General features: G+C 63.9%; 18 protein-coding genes and 1 pseudogene. 8 read left to right on the top strand and 11 right to left on the bottom strand.

Annotation, left to right across the window (positions count from 1 at the left end):
* The first annotated feature begins 28 nt into the window (after positions 1–28).
* Positions 29–472 carry an acyl-CoA thioesterase gene (locus tag ACSFC7_RS03310; protein WP_436346340.1) on the top strand — a complete coding sequence of 148 codons (444 nt, stop codon included), beginning with the start codon at positions 29–31 and terminating at the stop codon, positions 470–472.
* A 32-nt stretch (positions 473–504) separates the two neighbouring features.
* Here the strand turns inward: ACSFC7_RS03310 and ACSFC7_RS03305 are convergent, their stop codons facing one another.
* Positions 505–1,908, bottom strand: coding sequence for a hemolysin family protein (locus ACSFC7_RS03305; protein ID WP_436346339.1), 1,404 nt, complete (start codon positions 1,906–1,908; stop codon positions 505–507).
* 101 nt (positions 1,909–2,009) lie between these two features.
* On the opposite strand from ACSFC7_RS03305, the gene ACSFC7_RS03300 reads away from it, so the two are divergent.
* The 3 genes from ACSFC7_RS03300 (at position 2,010) to ACSFC7_RS03290 (ending at position 3,504) form a co-directional block, all read left to right on the top strand.
* Positions 2,010–2,288, top strand: coding sequence for a glutathione S-transferase N-terminal domain-containing protein (locus tag ACSFC7_RS03300; RefSeq protein ID WP_436346338.1), 279 nt, complete (start codon positions 2,010–2,012; stop codon positions 2,286–2,288).
* Positions 2,288–2,797, top strand: a complete 510-nt coding sequence (locus tag ACSFC7_RS03295; protein WP_436346337.1) for a redoxin domain-containing protein — start codon at positions 2,288–2,290, stop codon at positions 2,795–2,797. The genes ACSFC7_RS03300 and ACSFC7_RS03295 overlap by 1 nt, the downstream gene beginning before the upstream one ends.
* A gap of 98 nt (positions 2,798–2,895) precedes the next feature.
* A complete protein-coding gene (locus ACSFC7_RS03290) occupies positions 2,896–3,504 on the top strand; it encodes an L-threonylcarbamoyladenylate synthase (RefSeq protein ID WP_436346336.1) in 609 nt (202 codons plus the stop codon).
* 15 nt (positions 3,505–3,519) lie between these two features.
* Here the strand turns inward: ACSFC7_RS03290 and ACSFC7_RS03285 are convergent, their stop codons facing one another.
* The 3 genes from ACSFC7_RS03285 to ACSFC7_RS03275 all read right to left on the bottom strand — a co-directional run bounded on the left by ACSFC7_RS03285 (position 3,520) and on the right by ACSFC7_RS03275 (position 5,784).
* Positions 3,520–3,879 (bottom strand): hypothetical protein, encoded by a 360-nt coding sequence (locus tag ACSFC7_RS03285; protein ID WP_436347898.1) that lies wholly within the window; start codon positions 3,877–3,879, stop codon positions 3,520–3,522.
* Between the two features lie 90 nt (positions 3,880–3,969).
* Complete coding sequence (locus tag ACSFC7_RS03280; RefSeq protein WP_436346335.1) at positions 3,970–4,653, bottom strand: CRISPR-associated protein Cas4; 684 nt, start codon at positions 4,651–4,653, stop codon at positions 3,970–3,972.
* Between the two features lie 540 nt (positions 4,654–5,193).
* Positions 5,194–5,784 (bottom strand): conditioned medium-induced protein 4, encoded by a 591-nt coding sequence (locus ACSFC7_RS03275; RefSeq protein ID WP_436346334.1) that lies wholly within the window; start codon positions 5,782–5,784, stop codon positions 5,194–5,196.
* Between the two features lie 182 nt (positions 5,785–5,966).
* Here ACSFC7_RS03275 and ACSFC7_RS03270 point away from each other — a divergent pair, with 182 nt between their 5' ends.
* Positions 5,967–8,165, top strand: coding sequence for a heterodisulfide reductase-related iron-sulfur binding cluster (locus ACSFC7_RS03270; RefSeq protein WP_436346333.1), 2,199 nt, complete (start codon positions 5,967–5,969; stop codon positions 8,163–8,165).
* Between the two features lie 100 nt (positions 8,166–8,265).
* On the opposite strand, the pseudogene ACSFC7_RS03265 reads toward ACSFC7_RS03270, so the two are convergent.
* From ACSFC7_RS03265 to ACSFC7_RS03240, 6 genes and pseudogenes are all read right to left on the bottom strand, one after another.
* A pseudogene (locus tag ACSFC7_RS03265) lies at positions 8,266–8,418 on the bottom strand (type II toxin-antitoxin system VapC family toxin); the annotation flags it as partial.
* A 198-nt stretch (positions 8,419–8,616) separates the two neighbouring features.
* On the bottom strand, positions 8,617–9,354 hold the full coding sequence (locus tag ACSFC7_RS03260; protein WP_436346332.1) for a type 1 glutamine amidotransferase: 738 nt from the start codon (positions 9,352–9,354) through the stop codon (positions 8,617–8,619).
* 129 nt (positions 9,355–9,483) lie between these two features.
* Positions 9,484–10,797: a class I adenylate-forming enzyme family protein gene (locus ACSFC7_RS03255; RefSeq protein ID WP_436346331.1), complete on the bottom strand. Its 1,314-nt coding sequence runs from the start codon at positions 10,795–10,797 to the stop codon at positions 9,484–9,486.
* 197 nt (positions 10,798–10,994) lie between these two features.
* Positions 10,995–12,011 carry an NAD(P)-dependent alcohol dehydrogenase gene (locus ACSFC7_RS03250; RefSeq protein ID WP_436346330.1) on the bottom strand — a complete coding sequence of 339 codons (1,017 nt, stop codon included), beginning with the start codon at positions 12,009–12,011 and terminating at the stop codon, positions 10,995–10,997.
* Positions 12,012–12,188: 177 nt separating this feature from the next.
* Positions 12,189–12,854 (bottom strand): SdpI family protein, encoded by a 666-nt coding sequence (locus tag ACSFC7_RS03245; RefSeq protein ID WP_436346329.1) that lies wholly within the window; start codon positions 12,852–12,854, stop codon positions 12,189–12,191.
* Between the two features lie 61 nt (positions 12,855–12,915).
* Entirely contained in the window at positions 12,916–13,698 is a 783-nt protein-coding gene (locus ACSFC7_RS03240; RefSeq protein WP_436346328.1) for an alpha/beta fold hydrolase, read from the bottom strand.
* Positions 13,699–13,980: 282 nt separating this feature from the next.
* Here ACSFC7_RS03240 and ACSFC7_RS03235 point away from each other — a divergent pair, with 282 nt between their 5' ends.
* Positions 13,981–14,757, top strand: a complete 777-nt coding sequence (locus ACSFC7_RS03235; protein ID WP_436346327.1) for a hypothetical protein — start codon at positions 13,981–13,983, stop codon at positions 14,755–14,757.
* A gap of 102 nt (positions 14,758–14,859) precedes the next feature.
* Here the strand turns inward: ACSFC7_RS03235 and alaS are convergent, their stop codons facing one another.
* On the bottom strand, positions 14,860–17,637 hold the full coding sequence (alaS, locus tag ACSFC7_RS03230; RefSeq protein WP_436346326.1) for an alanine--tRNA ligase: 2,778 nt from the start codon (positions 17,635–17,637) through the stop codon (positions 14,860–14,862).
* 221 nt (positions 17,638–17,858) lie between these two features.
* Here alaS and ACSFC7_RS03225 point away from each other — a divergent pair, with 221 nt between their 5' ends.
* Positions 17,859–18,539: a hypothetical protein gene (locus ACSFC7_RS03225; RefSeq protein WP_436346325.1), complete on the top strand. Its 681-nt coding sequence runs from the start codon at positions 17,859–17,861 to the stop codon at positions 18,537–18,539.
* Positions 18,536–19,225, top strand: a complete 690-nt coding sequence (locus tag ACSFC7_RS03220; RefSeq protein WP_436346324.1) for a hypothetical protein — start codon at positions 18,536–18,538, stop codon at positions 19,223–19,225. The genes ACSFC7_RS03225 and ACSFC7_RS03220 overlap by 4 nt, the downstream gene beginning before the upstream one ends.
* Positions 19,226–19,320 lie beyond the last annotated feature (95 nt).

Here is a 19,320-nt window from a genome sequence, read left to right as displayed (position 1 = left end):
CTTCACCCCCTCGTGCGAAGGGGACCGTATGCCGACGATCCTCGAGACGCACATCCAGAACCGGTTCCGCGTCCAGCCGAATCACGCCAACAACAACGACACGCTCCACGGCGGCACCCTCATGAAGTGGCTCGACGAGGTCGGCGCGATGTCGGCGATGCGCTTCGCCGGCGAGACCTGCGTCACCGCTCGCGTCAACGAACTCGACTTCGAGCGACCGATCGGCATCGGCAACACGGCGCTGGTCGAGGCGTTCGTCTACGACGCGGGTCGCTCGAGCGTCCACGTCGGACTCCGCGCGTGGCGCGAAGAGCCCAGAACCGGCGACACGGAGCGGACGACCGAATCGTCGTTCACGTTCGTCGCGATCGACGAGAACAACAGACCGGTTCCCGTCCCGGAACTGACGGTCGACTCCGACCGGGGCCGGGACCTTCGAGACCGAATGCTCGACGTCGAAGACGGCATGTAATGCGGGACCGACGACCGCAGCAGAAGTGACGATCAGTCTCGAGCCACCGACTCCTCGTCGATCTCGGTTTCGGCCTCGTCCTCGTCTTCCGGCTCGGGCGGCTGCTCGAGTTTCCGCAGTCGCGCCTTCATGATGCGGGTGTTCTCGACGCCCTCGACGGTGATCCGGACGCCGTCGTAGGTGATCTCCTCGCCTTCCTCGACGAGTCGGCCCGCACGGTTGAAGATGAAGCCGGCGATGGTCTCGAACTCCTCGCCCTCCGGTAGATCGATATCGAGCGCCTCGTTGACGTCCTCGATGTTGACCTCGCCGCGGACGATCACGGTTCGGTCGTCGACCTCCTCGATCGGTTCGTCCTCGCCGGTTTTGAGGATCTCGCCGACGATCTCCTCGATCATGTCCTCGACGGTCACCAGCCCCTCGGTGGTGCCGAACTCGTCGATGACGATCGCCATGTGCATTCGGTTTTCGCGCATCTCGGTCAGCAGTTCGTCGACGTTCTTCGACTCGGGGACGTGGAGCGTCGGCTGGATGAGATCGTCGAGTTCCAGATCCTCGACCTCGGTTTCGCCGTAGTTGAGATCGCGCACGAGATCGCGGATGTGGACGACTCCCTGGACGTTGTCGAGACTACCCTCGTAGACTGGGATCCGCGCGTGGCCGCTCTGAATGCAGGTCTCGATGGCCTCGTCGATGCTCGCGTCTTTCGGGACGGAGGTCATATCGAGACGCGGCGTCATGACCTCCTTGACGATGGTGTTGTTGAAGCGGAAGATCCGCGTGAGCATCTCGTGTTCTTCCTCCTCCAGAACGCCCTCGCGCTCGCCCGACTCGATCATCTCCTGGATCTCGTCGCGGGTGACGTAGGGCGATTCGATCGCACCGGTCGACCCCGTGAGCCTGTTCACCTGTCGCGTGAGGTAGTCGAAGAGGATGATGAGCGGGAACAGCAGGTACTCCGTCGTCTTGAGCGGCTTCGAGATGCGAAGCGCCCACGATTCGGTGTTCTCGACCGCGTAGGACTTGGGAACGCTCTCGCCGAACAGGAGAACGAGGGCGGTGATCCCGAACGTCGCCAGCAACACGCCGACCAGACCGCCGAAGTAGATCGAGAGGATCGCCGTCGCGATCGAGGACATCGCGATGTTGACGATGTTGTTGCCGACGAGAATCGTGACGAGGAGGCGATGTGGATCGTCCTTGAGCGATTTGACGAGTTGCGCACCCGGAACCTCGTCCTCGACCATCCCCTCGATACGGTGTTTCGGCAGGTTGAACATCGCGATTTCGGACGACGAGAAGAACCCGGAGAGCGCGATGAGAACCACCACAGCGAGGGCGCCGACGATCGTCACCGTCGACTGTTCGAACGCGAGGTCCACGACGGGAACCTCGTAGGCGGCAAACACGAGCGCGAGCAGCGGAGACAACGCCATTGATGTCGTGGATAATAGCCGGATCGGTTAACCGTTTACCATTTATGCCCCGGGTCGCCGGCGACGACACGTTTACCCGCCCGTTTCCCCAACGAGCGGGTATGGGAGCATCCACCAGTGCAGACAGCGACGCGCCGATCACGTTCTACCGCCTGCAGGCGTGTCCGTACTGCGAACGCGTCGCGCGGTTACTCGACGAGTACGATCTCGACTACCGCTCGCGGTTCGTCGAACCGCTCCACTCGCGGCGGGACGTCGTCAAGCGCGTCGCCGGCGTCCGCACCGTCCCGGTGGTCGTCGACGAGACCACCGGCGTGACGATGGCCGAGAGCGCAAACATCGTCGACTACCTCGAGTCGACCTACGGAGGCGATAACTGATGCCCGACTTCGAGGTCGTCCACCTCGGCCCCGCGGACCACCCCGAGTCGGGAGACGGGGCACCCGCGTTTACGCGGCCGCTGGTCACCGACGAGTTCTGGGAGGAGCGAACGCTGTCCGAGGTCGCCGACGGTGGGCGGACGATCCTCGTCTTCACGCCCATGATCGGCTCGTTCGTCGGCAAGTACATCTGGGACGAACTCGACGAGCGCGACTGGGCCGACCGCGCGGACCGACTCGTCGGCGTGACGGCTTCGACACCGTACGGTATCTCGCGGTTCCTCGACGAGAACGAGTTCCCGTTTGCGATCTTTTCGGATCCGGGCAACGACGTCGCCGCGTCCTACGGCATCGCCCACGAACTGGACGGGATGGAAGGACTCGGCGAGCCGCGGGTCGCGTTCTTCGCGCTCGAGCCGGACCTGACCGTCGACGCCGCCTGGGTCGCCACCGAGTGGCCCGAGTTCCCCGACTACGACGAACTCGAGGAACGGCTGGGGCTCGAGTAATCGGTCGGCCCGCAGTCGAGTACCCGATCAAGACGACCGCTGCACTCCCCAGCGCACAGGACGGTACGCTTTTGCCGCGGACGCGGCGATACTGAGGTATGGACGCGGACACGGAGGCACTCGAACGCGCAGCGGCGGCGATCCGTGCGGGCGAACTGGTGGTGTATCCGACCGAAACCGTCTACGGGCTCGGTGCCGACGCGCTCGATGCCGACGCCGTCGAGCGCGTCTTCGAGGTGAAGGATCGAGATCGCTCGAAACCGGTCTCACTCGCCGTGCCGACGTTCGAGACGGCCGTCGAGGAGGAGTACGTTCGCGCGAACGACCGCGAACGCGCCTTCGCCGCGACGTTCCTCCCGGGACCCGTGACGCTGCTCTGTGAGCGACGAGCCGTCGTTCCCGATATCCTCACGGCCGGCGGGAGTCGCGTCGGCGTCAGAGTCCCCGACTGCGAGCCCGCGCTCGCACTCCTCGAGCGCGCCGAGCGACCGATCACGGCCACGAGCGCCAACGTCAGCGGGGAGCCGAGCGCCCGACGAGTCGAAGAGATCGGGGACCGAGTGCTCGAGGCGGCAGTCGTTCTCGAGGCTGATACGGGTGAGTCCAGAGATACGACCGAAAGTACCGTCGTCGACGTCTCAGCGGGGACGATTCATCGTCGGGGTGCGCTGGCCGACGAGATCGAGGCGTGGCTCGAGGACCACTGACCGACCGGTGGACCGCTAGTCGGCCGCCTGTTCGGGTTCGGCGCGTACGGTTTGATCGTTTCCTCGAGCACCGATCGCGAACTGACGGCCGCGCTGGCCCATCTCGACGAGGAAGCGCACGATATTCGCCGGGCCGGTCCGTGCGCCGGGTGCGCGATAGCAGACGATCAGCGACCACATTATCGCGACGCCGGCCGCGCCGAGCGACGAGAACGTCATGCCCATCGTCGAGTAGGTGAACGAGTACACCGCGCCGATCGTCATCGAGGGAACGCTCGAGCCGAGGGGAATTCGGGCGGAGGAATCACGCACCGTCGGTGCGAGAAACACGATCGAGAGGACGCTTCCAGCGAGGAACACGAAGTCTTGCCACATCATCGGTAGAAAGCATTACTCGGTTTCGAGTAAAAGTGTCTCGGTCTCGGATCGATACCACCGACGAATCACTGCGCGACGAGGCGCGTCTCAGAATCCGAGCAGCGAGCGTAACGTTCGCGTCCGAACGCCACACTGCGTCGCGAATTCGCAGGCGTCGCACTTCGACCGGTTGTTGGTCCGGGCCGGCGGCCCGTCCAGTTCTCGAACCGTCCGGAGCGTGCGGCGGTACCGGGCTTTTCGCCGCGTCGTCAGATCGACGGCGCGGATCACGCCGTAGGCGGGGTACTCGAGCCAGGCCCGGTCGACCCGCTGCTGGTGCTCCCAGGCCAGCGCCTTCGCGGCCGCGACGGCGTGAACCGACTGGGCCTCCCAGACCCCCCGTTCGGGCGGCTCACCGGTCGAGACGAGCACCGGCTCGAGCGGCTCCTCGAGGACCTTGTGGACGATACCGTGGCAGTCGCGACCGCTGACGTAGACGTCCCGATCACCGGGCTCACAGAGGCGACTCCACTGGCCGGCGTCGGCGAGCCGATCCCGCGTCGCGGCGAGTCGATCGCGGTATCGAACGGGCGCGACGGCGATCGGTTCCGACTCGAGCGCACCTGCGGGGGCCTCGAGTAGCTCCTCGTACCGCGTCGCGAGCGCGCGAATCGACTCGACCTGCGGCGGTGGCTCCCGATCGTAGTCGTCGCTCGTCCGCTGATAGTAGCACTTCCGGGGACAGTACGCGGCGGTTCGCAGGTCGCTGAACGAGACGCGGGCTCGAGACACGAGCCGTCTGGCCGCCTATTTGTATATAAATTTCCGGACAACGCTATCGATTCGCTGGCCGTTACTGCGGTGTCAGTGTAGAGCCGCTCACTCGCTGGGCTTAGTGAACGGAGCTATGTTACTGAGGAGTTGGTGAAGACGAGCGTGTTGCTGTCGCTGGCAGCGATGAGTGCCACGTCCTCCCCAACCGATTCGCTCGCTCCCAGTCGCTCGCTCATCCCTCGCGCATATTCGAGCCGCGGTTCACCGTCGGTTCACTGCGGCTCAGCGCGCGCCACCGCATGTTGAGGTCGACGTTGTTCGACCGGGCCGAAGTGGTAACGCCTTCGCCTGTACTGACCACAATAAGTGTCGAATTTGTCACCGGTGGATTTGATAGTGATCTCGACCAGAAACTGTGCGTAGACGACCGTGTTGGTATGCGGTGCAAGCAGTCGTACCGAGCGCGCCGCTGGCGCGCTCGGCATTTTTTCATCGAAGTTTTTTGGCTGGGTTCGAGCGAACGAAGTGAGCGAGGACCCAGTTAAAAAAAGTTCGGTTCTAGAACTCGACGTCCGTCTCCATCCCCTCCGTCGCGTCCTCGAGACCGTCCTCACGAACGTCGGTGGTCATCCGTTCGGAGAGGTCCGCGTCGGCGAGGAGACTGTCGAACTCGTCGCGGTAGCGGTCGTTCGCCGCTCGTGACTCGTCTTCGGCCGCGGCGACGCGGCGGTACCGTCGGATCTGGTCGTCGCTGACGTCGTACTCGTCGGCGAGCGTGGCGTCGTCTTCCTCGCGGTCGCGGATGGCGACGAGGTCGACCTCGTCGGCGTCGTCCTCGCCCACGAGATGCAGCGTCATCCGTGCCTCGAACACGGCTTCCGGATCGACGCCGAGATCGGCGGCGATGTCGTCGTCGCTGTCGCCCTCGTAGAAGCCTTTCGCGACGGTGACGAGTTCCTCGTTCGACAGCGACATGTCGAACGCGTAGCGCTCGCGCATCTGCTGGACGACGCTCTCGAGGCGCTCCTCGGTCGTCCGCTCGTCTCGTTCGAGCGAGCCCCGCGTGTTCTCCTGCGATTCGGTCACGGTTTCCTCGCCGTCGGTGACGTCGGTGAAGATATCGCGGAGTTCCTCGGTTTTTTCGTTCATGAGTCGATATTCCCGATGGGAGTCTATTTAAGCCTGTTGCCAGCTAAAATTGGGGATCTGGAGACCAACACGGACGTCTATTATAAACTCGGAATCGGAGCAAAATTTTCGCAAGAGGGCGTGGCGGTTGTCTTTCGATGAGTGTGGTAAGAATTAAGTCTCCGCTCCCCACCTCATTGTACATGAACGTTATAGCACAGTCGGAGGTGGGACGGGAGACCTACCTGGGGATCGGCGGCGTCGGCTACGCGCTGTTCTATCTCCTCGTCGCAATTACGCTCGCCGTTTTCGCCTACGGCGTCTACCAGCGGTTCAGTCGGTACGCGGAGGGCGACGACGACCCGTTCGCCCGACTGAACGATCTGCCGAATCGAATCGTCAGTGCGTCAAGGACCGTCATCACGAACGAGAAGAACTTCAACAGGGATCTCTACGGCGGCCTGATGCACTCGTTTATTATGTGGGGGTTCCTGACGCTGCTCATTGCGACCGCGATCATCGGCTTCGAGCAGTACACGACGGAACTGTTCTTCGGGATCGTGTTCTGGGAAGGAGACTTCTACCTCTCCTACCAGTTCATGGTCGACGCGATGGGGCTCCTCTTCGTCGTCGGGATCGGGATGGCCATCTACCGACGCTACTGGGTCCAGAATCACCGTCTCTGGGGCCGTCACACCTCTAACGAGGACGATATCTTCATCTGGACGCTGTTCGGTCTCGGCGTGGGCGGCTTCCTGCTCGAGGGCTTCCGGATCTACATCACCGGCATGCCGGAACACGAGGTCGTGAGTTTCGTCGGCTACGGGCTGGCGATGCTGTTCGGTGCGATCGGCATTCCGACGAGCGAAGCGGCGGCGAGCGCGGACTACTCCGCCGTCGCCAACCTCGGCTTCAACGCCGAGACGTTCCACTGGCTGACCTGGTGGTCCCACTCGCTGCTCGCGCTCTTTTTCATCGCGTGGATCCCCTACGCCAAGCCGTTCCACATGATCTCCTCCTTCGCGAACGTCGTCACGCGCGACGAGAAGGCCGGCAAACGGCTTCCCAACGTTCCAGCCGATCTCGACGCGACCAACGCGGAATCCATCGACGACTTCACCTGGAAGGAGATCCTCGACCAGGACGCCTGTACCAAGTGCGGCCGGTGTTCGTCGGTCTGTCCGGCGAAGGCGTCCGATCGCCCGCTGGACCCGCGTAACGTCATCCTCGACCTGAAGAAGTACCGCGAGCAGCTCGACGCCGGCGGCGAGGAGAAGCCGATGATCGCCGACGGCGGCACGAGCGTCATCAACACGGAGACGATGGAGTCCTGTATGGCCTGTATGGCCTGCATGGACGCCTGTCCCGTCGAGATCGAGCACCTCCAGTCGTTCACTCGGCTCCAGCGACAGATGACCGACCAGGGCGACATCGCCCCCAGCATGCAGGACGTCTTCCAGAACGTCATGCAGAACGGCAACACGTTCGGCGACTCGCCGCGCAACCGCGGCGACTGGGCCGACGAACTCGAGTTCGACGTGCCAGACGCCCGCGAGGAGGAAGTCGACTATCTCTGGTACGTCGGCGACTTCCCGAGCTACGACGAGCGCAACAAGCAGGTCGCTCGCTCGCTGGCGACGATCCTGAAGGAAGCCGACGTCAGCTTCGGCATCCTCTTCGACGACGAGAAGTACGACGGCAACGACATCCGCCGCGTCGGCGAGGAGTTCCTCTACGTCGAACTGGCCGGCCACCACGTCGAGACCTGGGAGGACTGCGAGTTCGACACGATCGTCTGCACCGACCCCCACTCCTACAACACCTTCAAGAACGAGTATCCCGAGGTCGACTTCGAGGAGTTCGCCGACGATCCGATGATGCCCTTTGACTACGAGGAGTTCTGGAACGAAGACGGCGAGATCGAGGTCTACCACTGGACCCAGGCCGTCGAAGAACTCGTCGAAACCGGCGCACTCGACCTGACCGGCACCGAACTCGACTACACGGTCACCTACCACGATCCGTGTCACCTCGGTCGGTACAACGACGAGTACGAGGCGCCGCGCGACCTCATCCGTGCCACGGGCTGTGAACTCGACGAGATGCCCCGCAACCGCGACAACTCCTTCTGTTGTGGCGGCGGCGGCGGCGGTCTCTGGATGGACTTCGAGGAAGAGCCCAAACCGAGCGAAGAGCGGATTCGGGAGGCCCTCGAGGACACGGACAACGGACCCGACGTCGAGAAGTTCGTCGTCGCCTGTCCGATGTGCATGACGATGTACGAGGACGGCCGCAAGACCGGCGGCTACGAGGACGAGATCGAGATCGTCGACGTCGCCGAACTCATCGTCGAGGCGATCGGCGCCGAAGAAGAGGCGAAGCTAGAAGTCGCGGCCGACTGACGACGGATCGGTTTCCGAGGAGCTATTTTGACGATTGCTTTCGAGCAGAACCCTCCAGTATCGGCCGTCGAGAACTCTCAACGGGAGTCCAATCTCGAGTCTAGAGCGACGCTGGATCGACTCGCTCGACGAGACCGTCGAAATCATCATCAAAACCGAGAACGGCGTCGATATCATACGCATCGACGAGCGCGATCGTATTCGCGTCGGTGAAGCTGAGTGATCGATCGTCGTAGCGTTCGAACGTCTCGAGGTTGATTTCTGCCTGTAACCGCTCGAGTCGGTCTTTTGTCCGCTCGTCCATCGTTACGGACGTGGCCATACGCGATGTAGCAACGGTAGAACAGTAACCGTTTCTACAAGTGTACTCCGGACGGTCGACCCGCGATTATGAGACCCCCCTCACTTCCGACGGCGACGACCGAAGCCGAGCCAAAAACGGGGAGGAAACTCAATCAGAACAGCCCAGCGACGCCGATGCGTCACCGCTCGCTTCGGCCGAAACGTCGACCGCGTTCACCTCGCGGACGAACTCGAGGAAGTTGTCGAAGACGAGTTTCGCCTCGCAGGCTCGCCGGTAGTTCTCGTCGGTGATCTCCTCGAGGACCGACTGGAGTCGTTCGTCCGAGAGATCCTTTCGGTGGACGAGTTCGCGGGCGGTCTTGGTGTCGTACTCGGGGTGGAACTGGACGCCGAAGACCCGGTCCTTGCGGAAGCCGTGATTGGAGTAGTGATTCGTCGCGAGGGGTCTCGCACCGGGCGGCAGTTCGGCGACCTCGTCGGAGTGACTGGTAAAGGCCGTAAATTCGTCGTCGATGCCCGCGAACAGCCGCGACTCCTCGAGTCGTTCGATCTCGCTGTAGCCGACCTCGTAGGCCCCCATGTCCTCGACGGTCCCGCCGAGGACGTCCGCGAGCAACTGATGTCCCCAACAGATACCGAGGAAGGGGATTCCGCGGTCGATCGCCTCTCCGACCCACGTTTTGGTGGCTCGCATCCAGTCTTCGTCCCAGTAGACGGACGATCTCGAACCGGTGACGACGGCCGCGTCGTAGTCGAAATTGTCGGGTACCTCGCCGTTGGTGGCGTCGAACTCGGCCAGTGAGCCGTCGAGTTCGCGCCGGAAGTTTCGTGTCGTGTTCTCGTCCCGGTGAGCCGCGTTCAGGACGGCAATACGAAGCTGATCCATCGTCCCGTATTGGCTACTCCGAAGGCATATGCTTTCCGTCCGCTACCGGCGTTGCCGCAACCGTTGACGGCTAGGATCGCTCGATTCCCGGGCGGTATCACCGAGTAGCGTCCGAGAGCGGTGATCGAACTACTGCGACAGGTAGGTCCCGTCCGCCTCGCGTCGGAAGCGCTCGCCGGTTTCGAACCAGCCGTCGTCGAACTCCCCGCGATCCTCGGACGCGTCGTACTCCTCGCTCTGTCTATCGGCGGAGTCGTACCAGTTCTCGCCGTCGGTTCCGGTAGCGTTTACGTAGCCCTCGGCGACGACCGGGCCGGAAAGCTCGAGTCGTCCGTCCACCTCGCCCTCGAGGACGGTCCCCTCGTCGTCGACCAGGCGGGCTCGACAGTCCGGTACCGGGCGGCCGACAGCCGCCGAACGAGCGTCGGCCGAATCGGTGCCGGTCGAGTCGGCACCGATCGAATCGGCTTCGACCGGCTCGAACGACTGGCTCAACGCGGTCGGACACTCGAGTCGACCGTAGGCGCGAGCGACCGAGACGCCGGCGTCGCGGTACTGCTCGCGAACGTCGTCGTCCATCGGCCCCTCGACGACGGCCCGCTCGAGCGAATCGACGCGGTCCGAAAATCCGGACTCCGCCGTCAGATCCGACAGCGACTGGTTTCGACCCGCGAGGAACGTCGCGTCCTCCGTCTCGATGGCGGTCAGGGTATCGCCGGGATCGAACGCTCGGTCGAGCAGGAGGGTGCAGCCGACGTACAGCACCGAGAGCGCGACGCGGACGAGGCCATCGGCGGCCGAGAGGGGCGTCACGAGCGGGACGACGTCCGCCCCCGAGAGCCCCCAGGTGACCAGACTCGAGACGCAGTTCCACTCGAGGGCGCGTTCGGAGTAGCCGACGACCGGTCGGCCGTCGTCCCCGTGGAGGAGCAGCAGCGGGGTCTCGGTGTCGGCGGAGTCGTCGCGTTCGTACTCCGCATCTACCGGATCCGAGAGCGAGTCGCGATCGGCGTCCGCGAGTTCCTCGAGCGTCACCGTCCGATCGAACGGAATCGACCGAACGAGGTCGCGCTGAGCGGCCTCCGAGACCACGAGGTCGGGATCGATGACGTCGAACGGGCGCTCGACGGAGGCGGGCGTCAGCCAGTGTGAGATCGGCGCGAACGTCGCACCGAGCCGTCGACAGGCGAAGCAGAGCGCGACCGAGGCGATCCGGTTTCGCGTGACGAGACAGACGACGTCACCCGCTTCGATCCCGAGTGCGGAGAGGTGTTCGGCCGTTCGCGTCGTGATCGCCGAGAGTTCGCCGTAGGAAACCCGATTCTCGTGGATGGTTTCGGCAGGTGCGTACAGTCGCTCCTCGGAGACGTCGACGACCGCCGTCCGGTTCGGAAAACGTTCGGCCCGACGAGCCAGCGAGAGTGTCACGGCATCAAATTCCATCCTGAAACCCGTAGTAGATGGGGGGTCAAGCGCAAGCACACTACTCCTGTAGATAACTCCGAGACGATCTCGTATATATCGGTCCGCACGAGACAGCCGTACAGTACATTTGCGTACTGAGCGTCTATGTAGAATGATTGAGCCAGTCAATTTAGGGATGTTGCTGACAGTACATGGCGTATCAAAGTGGCCAGCGGTCAGCCCATCACATTGACGACAATTTTTCCGCGAACCCGTTGTGATTCCAGATCTCGTATTGCCTCTGGGACCTCACTGAGGGGGTACGTTTTGTCGATGTTGGGAGTGATATCACCGGATTTGAGGAAATTCGATAAGATGGCCATCGAGTCCCTCTTTGGCGGTGTCGCAAAGTCTGTCTCGGGAAGCTGACTCTCCTTGATAGATAGTAGCATCAGTTTGATAAATCGGGGGATACTCCCGAACACGCGGCGGCCCATTGCGTCGTAGTGATCGTGCCCAATCAGGACGTACTTCCCCTCAGGGGTGAGTGCGCGTCTGCACGCGGAAAACGAGCGGTTTCCGGGAATGTCTACGATGAGGTCGTAACGCTCGTTCCCCTGAGTGTAGTCCTCTCGGGTGTAGTCGAGAACATGGTCTGCACCGAGAGATTGGATCATATTCAGTTTTTCAGCCCGGTCTACGCCGGTTACATCCGCGCCATATGCCTTCGCAATCTGGACAGCGAAGGTGCCCACTCCTCCCCCAGCACCGTTGATCAATACTGTCTGTCCCGACTGTACCTGTCCCTGATAGTGTACACCTTGTAGAGCGATCAATCCAGAGGTGGGGACTGCGGCGGCCGCTTCGAACGTGAGGTCTGCGGGTTTGGGCGCGAGCGCTTCAGCAGGTGCAGACACGTACTCCGCATATGCCCCGCCATTGGTCCACTGTTGACCTCTGATGGTCTCACCAAATACGTCGTCACCAGGCATGAACTTTGTCACGTTCTCGCCCACGGCCTCGACTCGTCCAGCCACATCAGTGCCAGGGATCGGATTTTTTGGTTTGAGGATGCCAGCGCCCGTGAATCGGAGGATATACGGCAAACCCCTTACCACGTGCCAGACGTCCGGATGGATGGATGCCGCGTGAACTCGTACGAGCACTTCGTCGTCTTCGACCACCGGAGGATCGATCTCCTCGAATTTTAATTGGTCTGGTGAGCCGTACGAGTGTTGAACGATAGCGTTCATTGCGGTCTATCTAACTGTCAACGGTATAAATACGACGACCCCTTCGATGTGTTCCCTACCTATACTGAACGAGGTGTGCTTCACCTGTACTTGCCGCCGAGGGATTCAAGAGTGCCGCCGGTTCGTTGAACACGAACGACTGTCGATGAGTCGACTGGAGGAGAATCGTCGTCGAGATCAGCGTCCGCGAGACGTCGGTGCGGTCTCCTCGAGCCGTCCGTAGAGAACGTAGGAGTACGCGATCGTCACGCCGGCCGTCACCAGCAGCGGAACGAGGAGGAAATAGATGGCGTACGCGTCGAACACCAGTCCGACGAGCATCACGAGAGCGGTGAGTTTGAAGAGTCGGCTCCCGAGTTCGTGCGTTCGGTTCCAGACTGCCTCGCTGCTAAGCGTCCACGGCGTCCGGATGCCGACGAACCAGTTCTGTTTCGCGTTCTCGAGCACGAACCCGACGAAGTAGAACAGCGGTGCGAGGCTCCCGACGAGCAGGGCGACGAAGTCGAACTCGTAGCCGAGATTGAACGCGATGATGCCGACGTGAATAACGAAGAGGAACCCGGTGAAGAAGACGACGAACCAGTCGTACGACGGCCGAAACTCGTCGATCTTCGCCCGGTTCGGATCGACTCGAGGGATCAGGGCAAACAATCCGAGAAGACCAGCGGATAGTGCTGGAAACAGGGCGAGCGCTGCCGTCTTCGACATCGTGCCGTCGGGCTCCCCGGCAACGTTCCAGTGCGAGACGACCTGGTCGGGAAGCGACGGAGCGGCGAGGAGACTCGCGACGCCGGAGAGCACGACGATAGCTGCCGCGATTCCGAATCGGTGAACGCCGTTCATGGAGACTTGTTGTTACGGAGCTTTGATGAGTATACCGACTCTCACGAGTCGCGTGAGTGGATCAGTCGTCCGCTATCTGGGCCTCGAGAAAGCCCAGCAACCGATCGTTGACCGTTCGCGAGCGCTCGATCTGGCACAGATGCCCCGCACCCTCGAGTACCTCGAACTCCCCGCGCGGAAGCCCTCGAGCGAGTTTCTGTCCAGCCGTGGGCGCAACCAGTTCGTCAGCCCCGCCGTGGACGACCCGCGTCGGCTGGGTGACCTCGACCAGCCAATCGGTCGCGTCGAATTCCTCGAGCGCCGCCGCCTGTGCCTCCCACTCCGCTCGAGCCGCATCGCCGTCGGCCCGCCAGTCGACGATGCCCGCACAGACCTCCGACTGCGTCTCGCAGAACTCGTCCGAAAGCCCCGCCGACAGCGACTCGCGAAGCGCCTCGGAATCGTCCGGTGGCGCAAAGAGCGGCTCGAGGTCGAACTCTGCTCCCCGCGGTGCAGTCCCGAACAGCGTCAGCGTCGCCACGCGACTCGAGTCTCGCGCGGCGCGCAACGCGATCGCGCCACCGAGGCCGCAGCCGACGAGGTGAGCCTTACGGATGCCACAGTCCGACAGGACGGCCTCGAGGTCATCGACGAGCGTCTCGAGGTCGTACGGACCCGGCGGCGCGTCGGAGCGGCCCGTCCCGCGGAGGTCCCAGACGACGACCTCGTGGGGGCCGGCCAGCGCGGCGTGTTGCCAGCCCCACGACCAGCCGCCGAGACCGGCTTCGGAGACGAAGACGACCGGGTTGCCCTCGCCTGCGCGGTCGTAGTACAGCGAGACGGGTCCGTTCGTTGCGGTGGACATACGGGGACTGTGCGGGTGGAGCAAGGCGACAGTTTCGGTTCCACGCGATCGGTCGTCGCCGTTCGCGAGCCGCCCGTCGTCCGATGTCCGTACCACGAGCCGATACGTTTGTTCTCGTCGAATACCGTCTCGTTAGCACTAAACTGGCTCCGAATGGCCATTTATTTATTCTAACCGTATGAAATCAATAGGGTATAATGACGGAGAATATCATATTTTTCTTCATGCGTAGCAGCAAGGGGAACATAGCTGCAAGAATGCTGTTCACATTGAGAACGGACTGTGGTCGATACCTACGACAAGATGCGCACTAAACGGCTTAGCGAGTTCGTTTTCAGGTTCCTCAGGGACCTCAGTTCGACCGTCCGGGTCTTCGTCGCGCATACGGTTGCGAGACTCGTTCCGTTCGCCGTCGTCGTCCTCGCTCTCGTCGTCTTCAAAGTCACTATCAGCGTTCTCCTGTCGGTGCTCTCCCCCTTCGGCGTCTCCACGCGACTGATCGCTGCGATAGCGGGGGCCGCGACGATCGGCGGACTGTGGCTGCTCGGTCTCCGACTCCTGTTCGGAATCGACCTTCGCGGACCGCTTCGGCGGCTCGCGGGAGGGGACGGACGAACCGAGACGGAACGGTTGCTCGACGAGGTTGACGACCACGTGGCGGAGCTGGATACTACCCTGGAGACGTTCGGCGAAAAGTCCGACCGACTCGAGCGGACGATGCGCGCGTACGACGACGAGCCGACGGCCGAGCGAGAGCGGCGGATCGGCCGACTGTTGACCGAACTCAGGGAGCACTGTCGCGAACTGGAACGACTAGCGGAGACGATCGGGAAGAAGCGGACGGACGCAGACGGGTATCACGCCGGCGGTGACATCGAGCGCGTCCGGCTGGAAGCGAAGCACCGTGGAGACGCACTCGAGTCGGCGATCGAGCGCTACGAAGTCGACGCGGAGTCGTACGTTCGAGAGTGGGCGAGGACGGTCGATATCGACGCGGGCGAACTACAGGGACTGGCGGCCGACGGGTGGCCCGAGACGAGCGACGGCTCCGATCGGTGACCGGACGGGAGAGACGACGATACGAAATCGACGGGACGATCGGTCGGAACGAGGCGAAAAGCAGGCGACCGTCGGCGTCGGGGTAATCACCAGACAGCGAGGTCAGGCGTCCTGTACCTGCCGCAACACGTCCGGCGCGTCCTCGAGCGCCGCGTCCAGGTCCTCGACGTTGGGGCCGCCGCCCTGTGCGAAGTCCGGCGGGCCGCCGCCGCCGCCGCCGACGCGACTCGCGAGTTCGCCGACGACCTCGCCGGCGTTGACGCCCGAATCGTCCGGCACCGCGACGACGAACTGCGCGCCGCTCTCGCCGCTGCCGAGGACGGCGATCTTGTCCTCCTCGACCAGCGCGTTCGCGGTCGCGCGGAGTTCGCCCATGTCGGCGTCGATGCGGTCGACGACGGCCGTCGTCTCGCCGACCTCGACCTCCTCGCCGCCGCCACCGCCGCCGGCTCGAGCGGCCGCGAGCTGCTCTTTCAGGTCCTCGATCTCCTTGCCGCGGCCCTTCCACTCCTCGAAGAACCGCTCGGCGGTCTCGGGGACGTCCTCGGGCGAGACGTCGAGGATCTCGGCGGCCGCGTAGAGGGCGTCTTCCTTGCGCTGGGTCGCCTCGAGCGCGGCCTCGCCCGCGGCGAAGGTGATCCGCTCGACGCCGTCCTGGACGCGCTCCGCGTTCAGGACCTTGATCGTGCCGATCTCGCCGGTGCGGGCGACGTGGGTGCCACCGCAGGCCTGCACGTCCTCGTCGACGCTGATGAGGCGGATCTGCTCGCCCGGCGGAATCCCGCCCTGGTAGAGGTCGAAGCCGTGTTCGGCCTCGGCGTCGTGGCGGTCGGGCCACTCCTGCGTGACCGCGGTGTTGTCCATCACGATTTCGTTGGCGAGGGACTCGATCCGTTTGACGTCCTCGCGTCCGATGCGGTCGTAGTGGCGCACGTCGATCCGCGAGCTGTCGACGCCCTTCTGGGCACCGGCCTGGCGGATGTGTTCGCCGAGCACCTGCCGGGCCGCGTGGATGACGATGTGGGTCGCCGTGTGGTGGCGCATGAGCTGCCGGCGACGCGTCGCGTCGAGTTGGCCCTTGACGAACTCGCCCTTGCCGAGGCTCTCGTCGGTTCGGTGGAGGATGACGCCGTCTTCGATCTGGACGTCCTCGACCTCGACGGTCGCGTCGTCGGTCGAGAGCGTCCCGGTGTCCGCGGGCTGGCCGCCGCCCTCGGGGTAGAACATCGTCTGATCGAGGACGACGTCGTAGCCGTCCTCGCGCTCGAAGACGTCCAGCACGACGGCCTCGAACTGCGTCCGCTGCTGGTCGTCGTAGTAGAGCTTCTCCGTCTCCGGGAGGTCCTCGAAGCGCTCGTCCTCCTCCTCGTCGGTCGCCTCGACGGTCTCGGGGGTGTCGTGGCGCTTCGCGACGAGGCTGTAGAAGTCGTCCGGCACGTCGACGTCGGCTCCGGCTTCGTCGGCGATTTCGGCGACCATGTCGGGCTGGATCCCGTGGGAGTCGTAGAGTTCGATGAGTTCGTCGACCGGGATCGACTCGCCCTTCTTGGCGTACTCCTCGGCCATCGTTTCGACCCGCCGACCGCCGCGCTCGAGCGTCTCGCGGTACTTCTCGACCTCGGTGCGGACGATGTCGCGGATGGTGTCGCGGTTCTCGTAGTCGAGGCGCTCGGCCTGCATGTCGACGAGTTCGTCCAGCGGCGCGTCGACGCCGACGGTGTCACAGAGCCGTTTCGTTCGTCGGAGAACCATCCGCGCGAGGTAGCCCGTCCCGACGTTCGAGGGGACGATGCCGTCGCCCAGCATGTACGCGAGGGTACGGCAGTGGTCCGCGATGGCGTAGATGGACTCGAGCGGTTCCATCAGCGCGGTGAGTTCGTCGACGTCGACGCCGAGTTCGTCGGCGATCTCGCCGCGGGCGGTCTCCATGTCCTCGGCCTCGTCGATATCCATGTGGCCCGCGAGTTTCGCGGCGCGGTGGAGGAGTTGCTCCTCCTCGTCGGTGTGCTCGAGTTCCGCGTTGTCCTTCAGGAACGCGATCATGTCGGGGTAGACCGCCTCGTAGACCGTCGGGGTGCCCTGGGAGACCCAGGTCCAGCGCTCGAGGCCGTAGCCCGTGTCCACGATGTAGGTGTCCATCGGGGTGTAGCGGTTCCCGTCTTTCATTTCGTACTCGCCGTCGGGGTCCTGCTCCATCGACATGAAGACGAGGGTGGCGAGTTCGACGCCGCGGTAGATGACCTCGATGGCGGGACCGGCGTTGCCGCCGCCGACCCACGGATCCTCGATGTAGATGACCTCGTCGAGGTCGACGCCGAACGATTCGAAGAAGCCGTCGCAGAGTTCGACGGTCTCGTCCTTCCAGTAGACCTCGCCGTAGTAGGCGTACTCATCCTCGCCGACGTCCTCGCGCGTGTTGAACGCGTGGTGGGCCATCATCTCGAAGGCCATCGTGTGTCGGCCCGTCTTGCCGACGTTGTCGATGTCCTGCATCCGGATACAGGGCTGGGAGATGGTCAGCGGGTTGGCCGGCGGCGGCGTCTCGCCGCTCGTGACCAGCGGCTGGAAGTCGTAGATCGACGCCTGGGTCAGCAGGACGTCGTCTCGCCAGCGGTTGGCCGCGACGGGGTAGGGCTCGATCCGCTCGTGGTCGTGGTCCTCGAAGTACGAGAGGAACGCCTCTCGCATCTCCTCGAGACTGTACTCCTCGTCGAAGCCGGGGTTCTCGATGAAGCCGTACTCCTCGCACGGCGGCTCACCGCAGGTTTCCCGGTCGTGATCGCGGGTCCAGAAGTGCGCACCGCAGGAAGGACACTCCTTGCGCTCGAATCCCTCCTCCTCGAAGTACTCGAGGCGGTACGCGTCCGCCAGTTCGCTCATTACACGTTTCTTGGCGAGCCAGAGCCTAAAACAGTTCCGCAACGTTCATTTTCCGAATATCGACCGACGCGAGCGGGGTAGATGATCGAGCAGTGACTCTTCAGTCGCCCAATCATGTGAAGGGGAAGACATATAGTGGACGCGGAATACGCTGATAATAAGTGGTATTCGAATGAAAGGTAGGGAGCGAATCGAACGAACGCCGTCGCGGGAGTGAGTCGATGCGAACGAGACGCTCACTGCTCAGGACGGGCGCGGCGGCCGGTGCCGGCACCCTCCTCGCGGTCGCCGCGCTGCCGTCGCCGCCCGACGCGACGCCGATCGGTCGAACCGTCGAGGGATCGGAGACGCCGCCCGCGGTCGACGAGTGGACCGACGGCCCGATCACCGGCGAAACCGACACGCCGATCAGTCGGTACCAGTACCGGCCGATCGACGACGGCGCGGACCCGAGCGAGTTAGCCGACTTCGTCGCGACGGCACCGATCAACGTCGTCCTCGTCCCGGACGCAGACGCCGACGGCGACGGCCTCGAGCGCGTGATGGCCGTCCTCGAGGACGAGGGCTGGTTGCGCGACCCCGAGGAGTACACCCGCTACGCCTGGGACCGTCGGGAGTCGGCGTTCGTCCGCCAGCAGGCGACGGCCGCCGAGAGCTACTACGGGACCAGCGGTCGCCTCCACGTCCGCTGCTGGTCGTTCGAGGGGATCGTCTCGATGCAGGCCCACGAAGATTCCGGCGCTCGGCCCGAGCACACGGTCACCTCCTACGACCGCGGACTCGAGGCGATCGAATCGATCTTCGACGCCGCCGGCTGGGACGTCTCACCGGACGCGATCGACCTCGACAACGACCAGGGCGATTACGACGGACTGGCGTCCGTCGTCACGGAGGACGCATGAGCACCGACGACCGGTACGGATTCGATCGCCGACCCGCTATCGACGATGTCCTCGAGCACCCGCTGCTGGGACTCGAGCGCCGCCGAACGAGCGTCGCGATCGTCTCCCTGCTCGCCCTGACTGCGCTGTTCGCCGTCAGCTACGCCGGCTCGGCCGTCGCCGTCGGCGGCGCGCCGCTCGAGACGCTGACGACGCAGTTCGATACGATCACGAAAGTGCTGATCGCGCTCGTGACGGCGACGATCACGATCCTCCCGTTCGTCTACGCAGCGTGGAACGGCGGCCCCCTGCTCTCGTTTTCGATGCCGCTCGTGCCGGTCCTCCTCGTCGACGTCGCCGCTGGCCAGTACGTCCTCGGGGTCGACGCGGCGGTCGCGCTGACCGTCGGCGCCGCCGCCTGCGCCCTCGCGCTGTTCGCGACCGACGTTCGGCGGGCGGGATCGCTTCGCCCCTGGCGATCCGTCGAGATCGACGCCGTACACCTGCTGTTCGTCACGATGGCGATACTCGTCGCCGCCGCCGGTGTCGCTCAGTTCGTCGCCATCCAACCGCCGCGAACACTCGAGTGGTACGCCCCCTTCGGCGTGCTCTGGCTCGTCCCGGTCGGGATCGTCGGGGCCTACTGGCAGGCCGCGATCCGAACGACGGTCGGGGCGCGGGCCGAGGAGACGGAGGTCGAGTCGTGACCGGCGTTCGGTAGCGGGGCTGACACTCGAGACCGGTCGCGACGACTCACCGTTCGATATCTCCGGAGCATCTTTATCGGGGTGGAGGGTCACGT

Origin of the sequence: Natronorubrum halobium (assembly GCF_051351675.1) — an archaeon.
In the GTDB taxonomy this organism is placed as follows: domain Archaea; phylum Halobacteriota; class Halobacteria; order Halobacteriales; family Natrialbaceae; genus Natronorubrum.
Note: the sequence above shows the minus strand (reverse complement) of the source record. Positions and strands in the feature narration are given on the sequence as shown.

What these genes read in the sequence shown, in the direction of transcription:
- ACSFC7_RS03310 (WP_436346340.1), top strand. Translation starts at nt 29, where the DNA reads ATGCCGACGATCCTCGAGACGCACATCCAGAACCGGTTCCGCGTCCAG.
- ACSFC7_RS03305 (WP_436346339.1), bottom strand. Translation starts at nt 1,908, where the DNA reads ATGGCGTTGTCTCCGCTGCTCGCGCTCGTGTTTGCCGCCTACGAGGTT.
- ACSFC7_RS03300 (WP_436346338.1), top strand. Translation starts at nt 2,010, where the DNA reads ATGGGAGCATCCACCAGTGCAGACAGCGACGCGCCGATCACGTTCTAC.
- ACSFC7_RS03295 (WP_436346337.1), top strand. Translation starts at nt 2,288, where the DNA reads ATGCCCGACTTCGAGGTCGTCCACCTCGGCCCCGCGGACCACCCCGAG.
- ACSFC7_RS03290 (WP_436346336.1), top strand. Translation starts at nt 2,896, where the DNA reads ATGGACGCGGACACGGAGGCACTCGAACGCGCAGCGGCGGCGATCCGT.
- ACSFC7_RS03285 (WP_436347898.1), bottom strand. Translation starts at nt 3,879, where the DNA reads ATGTGGCAAGACTTCGTGTTCCTCGCTGGAAGCGTCCTCTCGATCGTG.
- ACSFC7_RS03275 (WP_436346334.1), bottom strand. Translation starts at nt 5,784, where the DNA reads ATGAACGAAAAAACCGAGGAACTCCGCGATATCTTCACCGACGTCACC.
- ACSFC7_RS03270 (WP_436346333.1), top strand. Translation starts at nt 5,967, where the DNA reads ATGAACGTTATAGCACAGTCGGAGGTGGGACGGGAGACCTACCTGGGG.
- ACSFC7_RS03260 (WP_436346332.1), bottom strand. Translation starts at nt 9,354, where the DNA reads ATGGATCAGCTTCGTATTGCCGTCCTGAACGCGGCTCACCGGGACGAG.
- ACSFC7_RS03255 (WP_436346331.1), bottom strand. Translation starts at nt 10,797, where the DNA reads ATGGAATTTGATGCCGTGACACTCTCGCTGGCTCGTCGGGCCGAACGT.
- ACSFC7_RS03250 (WP_436346330.1), bottom strand. Translation starts at nt 12,011, where the DNA reads ATGAACGCTATCGTTCAACACTCGTACGGCTCACCAGACCAATTAAAA.
- ACSFC7_RS03245 (WP_436346329.1), bottom strand. Translation starts at nt 12,854, where the DNA reads ATGAACGGCGTTCACCGATTCGGAATCGCGGCAGCTATCGTCGTGCTC.
- ACSFC7_RS03240 (WP_436346328.1), bottom strand. Translation starts at nt 13,698, where the DNA reads ATGTCCACCGCAACGAACGGACCCGTCTCGCTGTACTACGACCGCGCA.
- alaS (WP_436346326.1), bottom strand. Translation starts at nt 17,637, where the DNA reads ATGAGCGAACTGGCGGACGCGTACCGCCTCGAGTACTTCGAGGAGGAG.
- ACSFC7_RS03225 (WP_436346325.1), top strand. Translation starts at nt 17,859, where the DNA reads ATGCGAACGAGACGCTCACTGCTCAGGACGGGCGCGGCGGCCGGTGCC.
- ACSFC7_RS03220 (WP_436346324.1), top strand. Translation starts at nt 18,536, where the DNA reads ATGAGCACCGACGACCGGTACGGATTCGATCGCCGACCCGCTATCGAC.